A 13580-nucleotide genomic window follows, 5' to 3' on the forward strand; every position below is an offset into this window, starting at 1 on the left:
CCGTGACGAGTACTCCCGAAAGCGCCCAGCGTGACAGTGGAAGCGGCGCGGGCAAGAAGGACATCGACTGGCTGCTGGACGAGCTGCTCGACCGCGCGGTGGGCTCCCGCCACGCGATCGTGCTCTCCGCCGACGGGCTGCTGATCGGCCGCTCCCGCGAGCTGGTCAAGGAGGACGCCGAGCACCTGTCCGCGGTGGCGTCCGCGTTCCAGAGCCTGGCCCGGGGCACCGGCCGCCACTTCGGCGGGGGCGAGGTGCTCCAGACCGTCGTGGAGATGGAGAGCGCGTACCTGTTCGTCACCGGGGCCGGACGGGGGGCGTGCCTGGCGGTGCTGGCCGAGGAGAGCGCCGACGTCGGCCTCATCGCCTACGAGATGAACGTGCTGGTCGAGCAGGTCGGCCGTTATCTGGACGCCGCGCCCAGACGCGAGGGCGGTTCCGGGGAAGCCACGCGATAGGGGACGCCATGCAAGCGCACAACGAGTTGCCGCCCGAGGAGGATCCGCACGGCCTGCCCCAGAGGGACGCGGTCGGCGGGTACGACGAGGGCGCGGCGGCCGGACAGCAGGACGCCGGGCCGCTGGTACGGCCGTACGTGATCGCGCAGGGTCGCGACCACGCCGACACCGTGCAGCTGGACATGATCAGCGTCGTGATCGCGGCCAAGCGGGTCGAGGTCGACGAGATGGCGCTGGAGCCGGAGCAGATACGCATCCTGGAGCTGTGCCGACGGCCCCAGTCGGTCGCCGAGGTGTCCGCGCACCTGGACATCCCGGTGGCCGTCGTCAAGGTCCTGCTCAGCGACCTGCTCAACCGCGGCCTCGCGTTGGCCCGCGCCCCCTACACAGCGAAGAGCCCGGTGAGCCGGGACGTACTCCAGGCGGTTCTCGATGGCATCCAGCGACTCTGACGACACCCAGGCGCCCTTTCCGGCGGCGCTCAAGATCCTCGTGGCGGGGGGCTTCGGGGCCGGTAAGACCACGATGGTCGGATCGGTCAGCGAGATCGCGCCGCTGAGTACCGAGGAGGTGATGACCGAGGCCAGCTACGGGATCGACGACCTGTCGGGAGTGGAGGCCAAGACGACCACGACCGTGGCACTGGACTTCGGCCGCATCACCATCAACGAGCACCTGGTGCTGTACCTGTTCGGCACCCCCGGCCAGGAGCGGTTCTGGTTCATGTGGGAGGAGCTGTCCGAGGGTGCGCTGGGAGCGGTGGTCATCGCCGACACCCGCCGCCTGGAGACGTGCTTCGCGGCGGTGGACTTCTTCGAACGGCGCGGCGTGCCGTTCGTGGTGGCGGTGAACTGCTTCGAGGGCGCCCACCGGTACGAGCCCGAGGAGGTCCGCGACGCGCTGAGCCTGGACCCCGCGATCCCGGTCGTGCTGTGCGACGCGCGTGAGCGCGAGTCGGCCAAGAGGGTGCTGGTGACGCTGGTGAACCGGGTGGCCGAGCGGATGGCCGCCTAGACGGCCCCCGGGCGGTCGGGGCGGTCGGGGCGGTCTTCTCCGTGACCTCCCCTTCGCTTCGGCCCGCCCGTCGCCCGCCACCGCCCCCGGAGGCACTGCGCGACGAGGCGGGCCACCACCCCCGACCGGCGCCTACGGCGCAGTCCTGCCCTCAGCCTCACCTCCGCCGCCTCCAGAACCCCGTGGCCCCCGCACACAAGCCGAGGCCGGTTCAGGAACAGGCCCAGGGCTGCTCCACGGAAGGGGCGGGGGCCTGTCCCCCGCCCTTCGTGTCGCCCGTCGGGGAGGGACCCGAGGGTTTCGGACGCTCTGCCAGGTTGCGGACACGTTCGGTACCCCGGAACCGCTGTACACAAGGAGCTTCCAGGTAAAGTGCGCCCCGTGGAGCGCCGCGAGGCGCGCCACACCCCGCAGACCACGGCCCCGTCTGAGCGGGCCCGCACGAAGGTGACTGGAGTTACCCATGAAGCGGTTCGAGTGGCGCGACCGGATCCATGCCCTGGACGCCGAGGACGACTGCGAGCAGATCGTGCGCATCCTCAGCAGCCACGAGTTCCCGTGGGACATCGAACAGGCCCTGGGCCTGGCCCTGTACCGCACCTACGCCGTGCCCAGCGTCGGCGAACTGCTGGCGCACACGCGCGAGTTCACCGAGCGCACGCAGCACCGCTACGACGACACCGCGCTGATCCTCAACGACATCCTGGAGCACGGATTCGGTCCGGGCCGCGGCCGCGACGCGCTGCGCCGGATGAACCAGATGCACCGCTCCTACGACATCAGCAACGACGACTACCGGTACGTCCTGAGCACCTTCGTGGTCATGCCGGTGCGCTGGATCAACGACCACGGCTACGGCTGGCGCAGGCTGAGCGACCACGAGATCGCCGCCAGCACCAACTACTACCGCAAGCTCGGCAGGCACATGGGGATCAAGGACGTCCCCGAGACCTACGCCGGGTTCCTCGAACTCTTCGACTCCTACGAACGCGAGCACTTCGCCTACACCGAGGGCGGCCGGGCCGTCTCCGACGCCACCCTGGGGCTGATGGTGGACTTCTACCCGGCCTGGCAGCGGCCGCTGGTGCGCCCCTTCACCAGGGCCCTGCTCGACGAACGGCTCATCCGCGCCTTCGGCTACCCCGAGCCCTCGGCCGCCTGGCGGCGGCTGAGCGAGGGCGCGCTGAGGCTGCGCGCCCGGGTGGTGCGCCTGATGCCGCCGCGCCGGGAGCCGCGCTGGGCCAGGATGAGCCCCAACATCCGCAGCTACCCCCGGGGCTACGACCCGTCCCGGATCGGCACCTTCCCCCAGGGCTGCCCGGTCCCGCACGGCATGGCGACCCGCGAGGTCCCCGCCACGGGGGCCCGCGTGCCCGCGCCGGACCAGGCGGTCGCACCGGCCTCCGGGGAGGCCCCCGGCGAGGCGTCCGCACCGCTCTCCGAGGATGACGCGGGGAGGTAGCGCCCCCGGAACCCCTGTACGTTCCCCGCGCCCCGCCTCACAGGCCCCGCACTCCCCTGCGTCCCCGCCTCACGCGCGCCCTCCGCGCCCCGTCCTCCGTCCCCCGTCCGAACGATCCCCTCTCCCCGAAGGAACCGCAGATGAAGCGTTTCGACCTCAGAGACGAGATCCACCACCTGGACCACGAGGCCGACTGCGTACGGATCATGCAGATCCTCAACTCCCAGGAGTTCCCCTGGGACATGGGCCGGGCGCTGGGCATCGCCCTGTACCGCACCTACGCCGTGCCCAGCATCGGCGAACTCCTGGGCCGGACCAACGAGTTCACCGGCAGCACCCAGAAGCGCTACGACGACACCGCGCTGATCCTCAACAACATGATGCGGTACGGGTTCGAGCCGGGTCAGGGCCGCGACGCGCTGCGCCGGATGAACCAGATGCACCGCTCCTACGACATCAGCAACGACGACTACCGGTACGTGCTCAGCACGTTCGTGGTCATGCCGGTGCGCTGGATCAACGACCGCGGCTACGGCTGGCGCAGGCTGAGCGGGCACGAGATCTCCGCGATCACGCACTACTACCGCAGGCTCGGCCGGTACATGGGGATCAAGGACATCCCCGAGACCTACGAGCAGTTCCGGGACCTCCTCGACTCCTACGAACGCGAGCACTTCGCCTACACCGAGGGCGGCCGGGCCGTCTCCGACGCCACCCTCGACCTGATGGTGTCCTTCTACCCGCGGCGCGTGTCCGGGCTGGCCCGGAAGTTCTCCATGGCGATCCTGGACGAGTCGCTCATCGAGACCTTCCGCTACGAGCCGCCCAGCAGGGCCTGGCGCCGGGCGGCGGACCTGGCGCTGAGGCTGCGGGCCCTGGTGGTGCGCCGGATGAAGCCGCGCGAGGAGCCGCTGTGGGCGGAGGGCAACCCGAACATCCGCAGCTACCCGCAGGGATACGACGTCAACCGGATCGGCACCTTCCCGGCGGGCTGCCCCGTGGCGCACGACGTGGACCCGGTGGGTCACGAGGAGCTGTACGGCGACGGTGACGGCGGTGGGAAGACCGGTGCTTCCGAGGCCGGTCGGGCCCCGGAGGCGGCGCGGTCCGCCGCGGCCTCGGAAGCCGTGGAGGCCGCCGCGGCTCCGGAGTCACGGGAGGCTCCGACGGCTCCGGCCGAGACCTCCGCGGACGGACGCGCGTGACCGCCGCGCCCACCGCCCGGGGCACGGTCAGCGGGCCCGGCGCTCCGCTGCCCCGTTCCGTGCACGCCTGGTACGGCAGCGGCGCGGTGGCCACGGGCATCTTCAACACGGTGCCCGGGCTGCTGCTCCTGATCTACCTGACCGACACGCTCGCGGTGAGCCCCGCCCTGGCCGGGGCGGTGGTGCTCCTGCCCAAGGTGGTCGATCTTCTGGTCAGTCCGTATATCGGAATCTGGTCGGATAGGACGCGTTCACCCTGGGGCCCGCGACGCCCGTGGATGCTGGCCGGGGCGCTGACCCTGCCGGTGCTGTTCGCCGCGATGTTCGCCGGGCCGCCGCTGGAGGGGGGCTCCGCCGCGGTGTACGTGGCGGCCGTGTTCGTGGCCGCCGCGCTGGCCTCGTCGGTGTTCCAGGTGCCGCACACGGCCATGCCCGGGGAGATCACCTCCGACTACCACGAGCGGTCCACGTTCAACACGTGGCGGACCGCGTTCGTGGGGCTCGCCCTGATGCTGGGCGGCGCCCTGGCCCCGGTCCTCCAGTCGGCCCCCGCGGACCCCGTGACCGGGTACCGGCTGATGGGCCTGCTCATGGGCTGCGTGGTGCTGGTGTCGATGCTGGGCGCGGTGGTGGGGACGCGCCGGGCGCCGCGCCCGGTGTTCGCGCACCGCACGGAGGGTCTGGCGGCCCAGTTGCGGGTGGCCTTCGCCCACCGGCACTTCCGGGTGCTCTTCCCCGCCAACCTCCTGATGGCCACGGCGAGCGGCACCATGGTCGCGGGCGTGCCGTATGTGACGGCCAACGTCATGGGGAACCCGGGCTACACGAGCGTCCTCATGGTGTGCGTGCTGGTGCCGCTGATCGCTTCGGCCCCGCTGTGGCGGCGGCTGTCCCTGCGCGTGGACAAGCGCCGCGCCGCCGGGTACGCGGCGGCGGTGTTCGCCCTGGGCGGCCTGGGCCTGCTGCTCATCCCGCTCTGGGGCTTCCCCGGCGCCGTGCTGTCCTCCGTACTGGTGGGTGTGGGCCTGTCCGGGACGACGCTGCTGCCGTGGTCGATGCTGGCCGACTGCCTGGCCACCACCGACGCGTCCGGGCGGCGGCAGGGCGGCGTGCTCTCGGGCGTGTGGACCGCCGGGGAGGCCATGGCGCAGTCGGTGGGAACCGGGCTGCTGTCGTTGGCCCTGGCGGTGAGCGGCTACGTGGAGTCCGGGGCAGGGGATGTGGTCCGGCAGAGCGACGAGGCGCTGCGCGGCATGCTGGTCGGCAGCACGTTGGTGCCCGCCGCGGTGATGCTGTGCTGCCTGGTGCCGCTGGCGTTCTACCGGCTGACCGCCGAGGAGGCGGGTGCGCGCTGACCGGAGGCGCCGCTGGCGCGGCACCCGGCCCCCTCCGCCACTGGTCCGCTCCCGGTGTCCGGCCTCAGCGGCCCAGGCGGCGCCACAACGGGCGCGGGAGCAGCCGCATCCCCGCGAAGAGGGGTTGGAGCACGCGCGGTGCCCACACCGTGGTGGCCCCCGAGCGCAGCCCTGCCGACACCGCGTCCGCGACCCGGCCCGGGGTGGCCGGGAAGGGCGCGGGTGCCACGTGCGCCGACATCCGCGTCGGCACGTAGCCCGGCCGCACCACCAGCACCCGCGCGCCGGACCCGTGCAGGGAGTCGGCCAGTCCCTGCGCGAAGCCGTCCAGACCCGCCTTGGCCGACCCGTACACGAAGTTGAACCTCCGTACCCGCACCCCCGCCACGGAGGAGAGCACCACGAGCGTCCCGTGCCCCTGCTCGCGCAGGCGGGCGGCCACGGCCAGGTCGGCGGACACGTGCCCGCTGTAGTTGACGGCGGCGGCGCGGGCTGCGGCGGCCGGGTCGGCCTCGTACTCGGACTGCTCGCCCAGCACCCCGAACGCGTCCACCACCACGTCGAGGTCGCCCACCAGCGCCACCGCGGCCGCCACGGTGCCGGTGTGGGTGTCGGGCAGACCGGCGTCGAAGTCCACCGAGCGCACCCGCGCCCCGAGCGCGGTGAGCGCGTCCGGAGGGGAGGACACCCCGCCCCGGGCGGCCAGGACCACCTCGCGGGCTCCCTCGCGGACCAGCCGCTCGACGATGGCCAGGCCGATCTCGCTGCGGCCGCCGAGCAGCAGCACGCTCCGCACCGCTCCCACCGAGTCGCGCACGGCTGTCCCCGCCTTTCCGGAAGTTCGTGTTTCTTCTGGGCCTCCGCTTCGCTTCGGCCCGCCCGCCGGGGAGCTCCGCGCCGAGGCGGGCTACCGCCCTCGACCGACGCTACGCGCAGCGCCTGCCTTGCGCGGGCGCCCGGACCACCCCTCTCGCGTTGGGGCTCGTTCGGGGAAGAGGTCCTGGGACGGCCGTCATCGTGCCACCGAACGGCCCCGCTGTCACAGCAGCCGCAGTCGGCGGGCCAGGTCCGAGACCAGGACCCCGTCCGGGTCGGCCCGCTCGCGCACCCGGCGCCACGCGGGCAGGCCGGGGTACATGGCGTGCACGGCCCCGGGGCTGGCCCGGCTGTCCTTGGCCAGGTACAGGCGGCCCCCCGCGTCGACCACGCGCTCGTCGAAGCGGTGCAGCAGGGGGCCGAGCCCGGGCAGTCCGGCTGGCAGGTCCACGGCCAGCGACCACCCCGGCCGGGGGAAGGACAGCGGTCCGGGCGTCGGCCGCCCCATCCTCTTGAGGACCGCCAGGAACGACGGCGCGCGCGTGCGCGACAGCTCACCGGCGACCCACGCCAGGGTGTCCTCCGCGCCGAAGGGCACCACGAACTGGTACTGCACGGCCCCGTGCCTCCCGTACAGCCGGTTCCACCCGTCGAGGGCGTCCAGCGGGTGGAAGTAGCCGCCCACCGGCCGGACCCGGCCGCGCCGCCTCCTGGGCGCCCGGCCGTGTTCGAGGGCGTTGAACGCGCCGACGGTCCACCGGTTCAGGGTCGCCGTCGGCGGGGTCAGGGGCGGCACCGGCAGGCTCGTGCTCCGGTACCGCAGCGGGTCGCGACGGAGCGGCCTCGGGAGGTCGCCGGGCTCGGCGTGGTGGGCGCGGGTGACCACGCCCCGGCCCAGGTCGCTCCCGCGGGCGAACAGGTCCAGCCAGGCCACTGAGTACCGGTGGCCTGGACGCGCCATCAGCTCCAGGGTGGCCTCCAGGTCCCGCGTCCGGTCGGTGTCCACCCGCATGTACGCGGTCCGGACCGGGAGCACGCCCAGGGTGGCCTCGGTGACCACCCCGGTCAGGCCCATGCCGCCGACGGTCGCCCAGAACAGGTCGGGGTCGCCGCCGGGTTCCGGCCCCAGGCGGCGCGTGCGCCCGTCCGGGGTGACCAGGGTGAGGGCGCGCAGGTGCGCGCCCAGGGAGGAGTCGGCGTGGTGGTTCTTGCCGTGGACGTCGGCGGCGACCGCCCCGCCCAGGGTGACGCGGCGGGTCCCGGGGGTGACGGGGAGGAAGAGGCCGCGGGGCAGCAGGTGGGCGATCAGGACGTCCACGCTGGTGCCCGCGGGGGCGGTGACCTCGCCGTGTTCGGCGTCCACGCGCACGGGCCCGGCGAGCCCGGTGCAGTCCAGCACCAGTCCCCCGGCGTCCTGGGCGGCGTCGCCGTAGGAGCGCCCGAGCCCGCGCGGCAGCGCCCCGCGCTCCCCCGCCAGGGCAAGCGCCTCGGCGACCTGAGCGGGTGTGCGGGGGCGCACGACGCGGGCGGCCGTGGGCGCGGTGCGCCCCCACCCCCGCAGGAGGACCGGCCGGCCCGGCGTCGGCTGGTTCACAGGTGGATCCCCGCTGCGACCAGGACCGCGAGTCCGCAGAGGATGAGCTGGAGGGGCCGGTCGCGCAGGGCGATCTCCTCGGGCTCCTCCCCCACGCCCCGGTCCACGAGCAGGTTGTAGCGCAGGACGAACATGATGAACGGCACGATACTCAGCGCGTGGAAGAGCGTCCTGGCCCCGTCGCCCGGTTCCAGAGCCCACAGGCAGTAGGTGACGATCATGGCGCCCGAGGCCATGGTGCGGGTCTGGGAGAGGTAGGCGGTGCTGTAGCCGCGCAGGGCGGGCCGGACGGCGGCCGCCGGTTCCCCGGGGCCGTCACCGGTCGCGGCGGTCGCGGCGCCGGCCGCGCGCAGTTCGGCCTCGCGCTTGCCGACCACCACCAGCAGCGCGGCCAGCGACACCACGATCACGAACCACGAGGTCAGCGGCACGCCGACGGCCACCCCGCCCGCCACCGCGCGCAGCACGTGGCAGGCGGCGACCGCGACCAGGTCGCACACCACCAGGTCCCGCAGGTAGCGGGTGTAGACGAGTGTGAGCAGCACGTACCCGGCGACCAGGGCGGACAGCACGGGGACGCCCAGTGCCAGGGAGGCCAGCGGCGCGGCGGCGCTGAGCGCGATCCCGGCCGCGACGGCCACCGGAACGGGGAGCGCGCCGGAGGCCACCGGGCGGTGGCGCTTGCGCGGGTGCGCGCGGTCGCGGTGCGCGTCGTGGACGTCGTTGAGCAGGTAGGTGCCGCTGGCGGCCGCGCAGAACAGGGCGAACACCGCGGCGCTGGTCAGCAGCGCCCCGGGCTGCGTCAGGGCCCCGGCCGCGGCGGGCGCGGCCAGGACCAGGAGGTTCTTGAGCCACTGCCGGGGGCGGCACGCGCGGACGAGCGCGCCGACCGTCCCCCCGTCTCCGCGCGGCGCCCCGGCCCCCGCCGGTCCCGTGGCCCGCGTCCTCTCCGTCACCACGGCCGGGGGGCGGGAGGCCGTACGCCGGCGCGCCGGGTCGGACGCGTCGGCGAGGGACGGGTGCGGGGGTCAGCTGTGGTGGTCACGACGGCGGCCCGTGGCGAACAGGACGACCGCGACGCCGATGAATCCGACACCGACGACGAGGCAGGCGATGGGCAGGGTGGTCTGGAGGAGGGGGAGCACGGTGCGCCCCTGCTCGGAGTTGGCGACCGCGTTCTGCACGGACTCGTCGTTGGAGACGAGTTCGGCGTCGAACAGCGTCAGGACCTCCTCGCCGTCCACGACGACGACGCGGTTCTGGTCCTCGCTGATCTTGAGGGGGGAGCCTGTGACGGGCTCGATCCAGTAGGTGCGGGTGATGGAGAAGACCTCGTCGCCGGTGACGTCGCCCTCGCCCTCCATCCCGGCCACCGAGCGGGGCAGGGTGCGCTCGCCGATGACCTCGCCCTCGACCTCCTGGACGAACTTGTAGGTCTCGACCCCTCCGACCTCCTCGGTCCCCTGGAACTCCATGGGGACGACCTCCCGCGCGGTGGTCTCGAAGAAGTCGTAGTCGCGCTGCTCGGTGAAGAAGGGGAACTTCCAGGCCTGGCCGCTCTGGGCGACGGACTCGTCGTTGACCATGGCGTCGCAGCAGTCGACCGTCTCCCCGGTGACGCGGTCGTGCCCGGCGCGGCGGCTGCTGGAGGTGATGCCGAAGTCGGTCTCGGCGTCCCTGACCCAGGTGAACTGGTCCCACACCACCGTCTCGTCGGTGCTGGAGGCCACGTCGGCCCGGATGGTCGAACGCGCCTCCAGGGTGGCGTTCTCGACGAGCTCGACGTCCTCGATGTTGAAGTAGGTGGCCCCGTCTGCTTCGAGGACTGTTTCGCTGTAGTAGTCCAGGGGGGTCTTCATCAGGGAGCTCGACAGCCACGTGCGCATCATGGGGGCAAAGGCGAGGAAGAAGACCCCAAACGCGACGAGAACGACCGCAACGGTACGGCGCATGTGCCCTCCTGGGCGTATGAGAGTCCAGATCTGGAACTGGGTCTAGTGGAACTAGGTTCAGTTCCGGGTAGAGTACTGCCCAGTAGCGAACGACGTCACCAGGGCGTGTCGAAATTTTTATAACGCGTTCTAGTGAAACTCGTTCCGCCCTCTACCCAGCCCTGGAAGGCCCATGGCGCCCACCTCCTCCTCCGCGCCCGGGGACCCCGCCGCCGGTGCCCACCTCGCCAGCGCGCGCACCCCCGACCCCTCGCTGCTGCTGCCGCAGGTCGACGGACGCCACGAGGCCCTCGACGGCGTCCGCGCGGTGGCCGCCCTGATGATCCTGGTGTTCCACGTGGCCACCGAGACCGGCGACTCCCTCGCGCCGGGGGTGCTGGGCGGTCTGCTGTCCGCCTTCGACGTGGCCGTGCCGCTGTTCTTCGCGCTCTCGGGCGTGCTGCTGTACCGGCCCTGGGCCCGCGCGGCCCTGGACGGGGTGCGCGGGCCGCGCGCCCGCCCCTACCTGTGGCGCCGCGCCGTGCGCGTCCTGCCCGCCTACTGGCTGGTGGCCGTGACGGCGCTGCTGGTCTACTCCCGGGACGAGCTCGGCTCGCCGCGGTACTGGTGGGAGGTCCTCACCCTCACCTTTCCCTTCAACACCGACCCGCCGTGGGTGGGCACCGGCCCCTACGGCCTCGGCCAGATGTGGAGCCTGTCGGTGGAGGTCAGCTTCTACCTGCTGCTCCCGCTGTTCGGGCTGCTCCTGGCCCTGTGGGCGCGCGGCGGCCGGAGCGTGGACGCCCGGGGGCGGCGGCTGCTCGTGGGTCTGGGGGTCATGGCGCTGCTGGGCCTGGCCGCGCTGGTCCCGCAGTTCTATCCCGAACCCCGCGAGTACATGCACGCCTGGCTGCCCCGGACCGCGGGCCTGTTCGCCGCCGGCATGGCGCTGGCCGTGCTCTCGGAGTGGGCCTGGCGCGAACCCGGCACGGACGGCCCGGTCCGCCGCCTGTGCCGGACCGTCGGCTCCTCCCCCGGGGTGTGCTGGCTGGTCGCGGGCGGGTTCTTCGCGCTGAAGGCCACCGAGGCCTCCGGCGGCCGCTTCATCGGCTCCGGCGACATCTGGACCTCGGCCGTGGACTCGCTGGCCGGGATCGGGTTCGCGTTCTTCCTGATCGCCCCGTGCGCGCTGGCGCCGCGCCCGGTCGGGGCGCCGCTGCCGCTGCGGGAGGCGCGGGCCTGGCGCGGCGGCCGGTGGCTGGACTCGCTGCTGCGGCACCGGGTGTGCCAGTTCCTGGGACGGATCTCCTACGGCGTGTTCCTGTGGCAGTTCATGGTGCTCTACCTGTGGCGCGACTTCACCGGCCAGGAGATCTTCACCGGATCGTTCTGGCTGGACGCGGTGCCGGTGACGATCGGGACCGTGCTGCTGGCCGCGGCGAGCCACCGGTGGGTGGAGGAGCCCAGCCGCCGGTGGTCCCACCGCCTCGCCCGCGGGCGGCAGAGCCCGCCCCACCCGCGGTGATCTCGTACTCATAGCGGGTCTCGGCCGCCCAACCTCGCTATAAACACAGGATCATCCCAGGTCAGGCCCCACGCATCACATCCGCAACTCTTCCGGCCAGCCCACTATCCCTCCGCGCGCTCGTCCTCCTCGGGCGCCCACGGGTTGCCCTCCACCGTCGGCGCCATGCCGCCCACCGACACCCAGTTCAGGCACAGCCCGCCCCGGTCCTCCGGATCCTCGGGCACGAACACCGACAGCTGCTCGCCGGGAGCGCCCACGGGCACGTACCGGGTGCCGTTCTCCTCCGCGGCGGGCAGTTCGACCTCGATCCAGTCGTCGCCCAGCGCCACCACCACGCCGACGTCCTCCTCGGCCGTGTAGCCGAGCGTGACGATCTGGGCGACGCCGCCGTGCGCCTCCACCGGCCAGGACACCAGCCCCTCCCACGGCTCCAGGCACTCGTCCGCCGGGCCGGGGGCGAACATGTCGCTGTCGTCGGAGGGCCGCGCCGGGACCAGGAACCCGGCGTCGTTGAACACGTACGCGGTGGCGGCCTCCTCGGGAACGGCCATCCGCGCGGCCACGTCGTCCGACGCCAGCGGCGGTAGCACCCACGAGCTCAGGCGGCGCTGGCCGTTCCACTCCAGGACCACGTCCTCGGGGACCGGACGCGCGTACAGGCCGCCCTCCTCCGGGACGTCCTCCAGCGCCGTGCGCACCGTGTCCAGGTACCACTGGAGGCGGTCGCCGCTCAGGGTCTGGGCGTAGGCGTGGATGGAGTAGCCCGCCGCCACCGCGTACACCGCCGTCGCCAGCGCGGCCGCGGCCCGGGCGGCCCGCCGGGGCCGCACGCGGTAGGGCTCCCTGCCCGCAGGGGCCGCCGAGGCTCCGCCGACCAGGGCGCGCGCCCGCTCCTCCCTGGTGGGGAGGTAGGCCAGGGCCAGGCACAGGGCGAACACCGGCGCCGCGTCCGCCACGTACCGGGGGTCGGCGGCGGCCACGTCCTGGAACCGGCCGCGCGCGATGATCGTCGGGATGACGTCCACGACCACCAGGTAGGCCGACAGCAGCACCCAGGCCCGCCACGCCCCGCGCCGCATCCGCAAGCTGACCAGCACGATCACGGCGAAGACCGCCCAGGCGGCCAGCACGGTCACACCCGGTACGTCGACCAGGCCGCCGGTCGGGGTGACCGGGCCCCACTCCAGGGGACCGCCCAGGGCACCGACCGGGAACACCTCGGTGAGCAGTCCGCGCAGCATGGTCAGGGCGGGCTCGCCCTGGGGCACACCCGCGCCCTCGCCGCCCCCCGACGCGCGCATCCGCGCCAGGTAGAACACCGCGTAGGCGGCGAACAGCGCGCCCATCGCCGTCCAGAACGGCCGGTGCAGGGCCCACGCGCGCCGGGCCCCGGCGACCGGGCCGCCGGGGTAGAGGTGGGCGACGGCCACGGCGAACAGCACCAGCGGCAGGAACATCGCCTTGACCGTGAACAGCATGCCGAACACGACGGCGCCGCCCGCCCGCCAGGCCAGGCGGTGGTCGTCCGTGCGCAGGTAGCGCACGGTCCACAGCACGGCGAGCACCAGGGCCAGCTGGAGGGGGACCGCGTTGAGCGCCGCCGACCACCAGCCCAGCACGGGCACGGTCAGCGGGGCCAGCGCGTACACGGTCAGCGGGACCAGCAGCGCCCAGCGGCGGCCGAACAGCTCCCACACCAGGCGCAGGAACCCCACCAGCGCGGCGGCCTGGAGGGCGAGCATGGTGCCCGCGCTGACCCACCACTCGTAGGGCCACAGCGCGGTCTGGAGGTAGACCAGGAACAGCGCCCCCGGCATCAGGTGGCCCTTGTGCAGGGTGAGCAGGTAGTCCGGCCCCAGGTCACTGGCGTGGGCGTTGGCGAAGAAGAGGTAGTCGTCCTCCACGAAGTAGGACTCGCCCAGCACGTAGGCCCGCAGTCCCACGGCGCCCAATACCACCAACAGCCCCACCAGGACCAGCCGGTCGCGGGCCAGGCGGCGCGCGGCGGCCCACGCGGCGCGGGCCGCCCCGCCCGGCTCGGGGTTCCTCCCGCCGGGCTCCCCGGCGGGGCGGCGTACCCTGGGCGCCCCGACCGGGCCGGGCCGCGCGGCTTCGGCGCCCGGACCGTCGTGCCCACTCGCCGTGGGGGGAACAGGCGGCATCGGCATCTCTCCCGCCGTAGTTGGCCGATCCGGAGAAGGGGTGCCAGAATACAAC

At 73.4% G+C, this 13580-nt stretch carries 12 protein-coding genes; 7 read left to right on the top strand and 5 right to left on the bottom strand.

Going from position 1 to position 13580, the window contains the following annotated elements:
- The first annotated feature begins 2 nt into the window (after positions 1-2).
- The 6 genes from HGB44_RS12545 to HGB44_RS12570 all read left to right on the top strand — a co-directional run bounded on the left by HGB44_RS12545 (position 3) and on the right by HGB44_RS12570 (position 5494).
- Complete coding sequence (locus HGB44_RS12545; protein ID WP_017568380.1) at positions 3-458, top strand: roadblock/LC7 domain-containing protein; 456 nt, start codon at positions 3-5, stop codon at positions 456-458.
- A gap of 8 nt (positions 459-466) precedes the next feature.
- Positions 467-910, top strand: coding sequence for a DUF742 domain-containing protein (locus tag HGB44_RS12550; protein WP_061078137.1), 444 nt, complete (start codon positions 467-469; stop codon positions 908-910).
- Positions 891-1472: a GTP-binding protein gene (locus HGB44_RS12555; protein WP_061078138.1), complete on the top strand. Its 582-nt coding sequence runs from the start codon at positions 891-893 to the stop codon at positions 1470-1472. The genes HGB44_RS12550 and HGB44_RS12555 overlap by 20 nt, the downstream gene beginning before the upstream one ends.
- A gap of 463 nt (positions 1473-1935) precedes the next feature.
- The gene (locus tag HGB44_RS12560) at positions 1936-2934 is read left to right on the top strand and encodes an oxygenase MpaB family protein (protein WP_061078139.1); all 999 of its coding nucleotides are present in this window, start codon (positions 1936-1938) and stop codon (positions 2932-2934) included.
- A 140-nt stretch (positions 2935-3074) separates the two neighbouring features.
- Positions 3075-4139, top strand: coding sequence for an oxygenase MpaB family protein (locus HGB44_RS12565; RefSeq protein ID WP_061078140.1), 1065 nt, complete (start codon positions 3075-3077; stop codon positions 4137-4139).
- Complete coding sequence (locus tag HGB44_RS12570) at positions 4136-5494, top strand: MFS transporter (RefSeq protein ID WP_061078141.1); 1359 nt, start codon at positions 4136-4138, stop codon at positions 5492-5494. Before HGB44_RS12565 ends, HGB44_RS12570 begins: the two co-directional genes overlap by 4 nt.
- Positions 5495-5558: 64 nt before the next feature.
- Here the strand turns inward: HGB44_RS12570 and HGB44_RS12575 are convergent, their stop codons facing one another.
- The 4 genes from HGB44_RS12575 to HGB44_RS12590 form a co-directional block, all read right to left on the bottom strand.
- The gene (locus HGB44_RS12575; RefSeq protein ID WP_061078142.1) at positions 5559-6311 is read right to left on the bottom strand and encodes an SDR family NAD(P)-dependent oxidoreductase; all 753 of its coding nucleotides are present in this window, start codon (positions 6309-6311) and stop codon (positions 5559-5561) included.
- A 222-nt stretch (positions 6312-6533) separates the two neighbouring features.
- Positions 6534-7904, bottom strand: a complete 1371-nt coding sequence (locus HGB44_RS12580) for an FAD-binding oxidoreductase (RefSeq protein ID WP_061078143.1) — start codon at positions 7902-7904, stop codon at positions 6534-6536.
- Positions 7901-8860, bottom strand: a complete 960-nt coding sequence (locus HGB44_RS12585; RefSeq protein WP_061078176.1) for a decaprenyl-phosphate phosphoribosyltransferase — start codon at positions 8858-8860, stop codon at positions 7901-7903. The genes HGB44_RS12580 and HGB44_RS12585 overlap by 4 nt, the downstream gene beginning before the upstream one ends.
- A gap of 72 nt (positions 8861-8932) precedes the next feature.
- Positions 8933-9856, bottom strand: coding sequence for a DUF3068 domain-containing protein (locus HGB44_RS12590; protein WP_061078144.1), 924 nt, complete (start codon positions 9854-9856; stop codon positions 8933-8935).
- A 172-nt stretch (positions 9857-10028) separates the two neighbouring features.
- On the opposite strand from HGB44_RS12590, the gene HGB44_RS12595 reads away from it, so the two are divergent.
- On the top strand, positions 10029-11360 hold the full coding sequence (locus HGB44_RS12595; protein ID WP_061078145.1) for an acyltransferase family protein: 1332 nt from the start codon (positions 10029-10031) through the stop codon (positions 11358-11360).
- Positions 11361-11464: 104 nt separating this feature from the next.
- Here HGB44_RS12595 and HGB44_RS12600 read toward each other — a convergent pair whose 3' ends face one another.
- Positions 11465-13525, bottom strand: a complete 2061-nt coding sequence (locus HGB44_RS12600; RefSeq protein ID WP_061078146.1) for a hypothetical protein — start codon at positions 13523-13525, stop codon at positions 11465-11467.
- Positions 13526-13580: the final 55 nt, after the last annotated feature.

The sequence above is a fragment of the Nocardiopsis alborubida genome (genome assembly GCF_012396365.1).
Lineage (GTDB): Bacteria > Actinomycetota > Actinomycetes > Streptosporangiales > Streptosporangiaceae > Nocardiopsis > Nocardiopsis alborubida.

Bases quoted from the DNA above. Each gene is read 5' to 3' on its own strand.
- HGB44_RS12560 (WP_061078139.1), top strand. From the start codon at position 1,936: ATGAAGCGGTTCGAGTGGCGCGACCGGATCCATGCCCTGGACGCCGAG.
- HGB44_RS12590 (WP_061078144.1), bottom strand. From the start codon at position 9,856: ATGCGCCGTACCGTTGCGGTCGTTCTCGTCGCGTTTGGGGTCTTCTTC.
- HGB44_RS12555 (WP_061078138.1), top strand. From the start codon at position 891: ATGGCATCCAGCGACTCTGACGACACCCAGGCGCCCTTTCCGGCGGCG.
- HGB44_RS12565 (WP_061078140.1), top strand. From the start codon at position 3,075: ATGAAGCGTTTCGACCTCAGAGACGAGATCCACCACCTGGACCACGAG.
- HGB44_RS12600 (WP_061078146.1), bottom strand. From the start codon at position 13,525: ATGCCGCCTGTTCCCCCCACGGCGAGTGGGCACGACGGTCCGGGCGCC.
- HGB44_RS12595 (WP_061078145.1), top strand. From the start codon at position 10,029: ATGGCGCCCACCTCCTCCTCCGCGCCCGGGGACCCCGCCGCCGGTGCC.
- HGB44_RS12550 (WP_061078137.1), top strand. From the start codon at position 467: ATGCAAGCGCACAACGAGTTGCCGCCCGAGGAGGATCCGCACGGCCTG.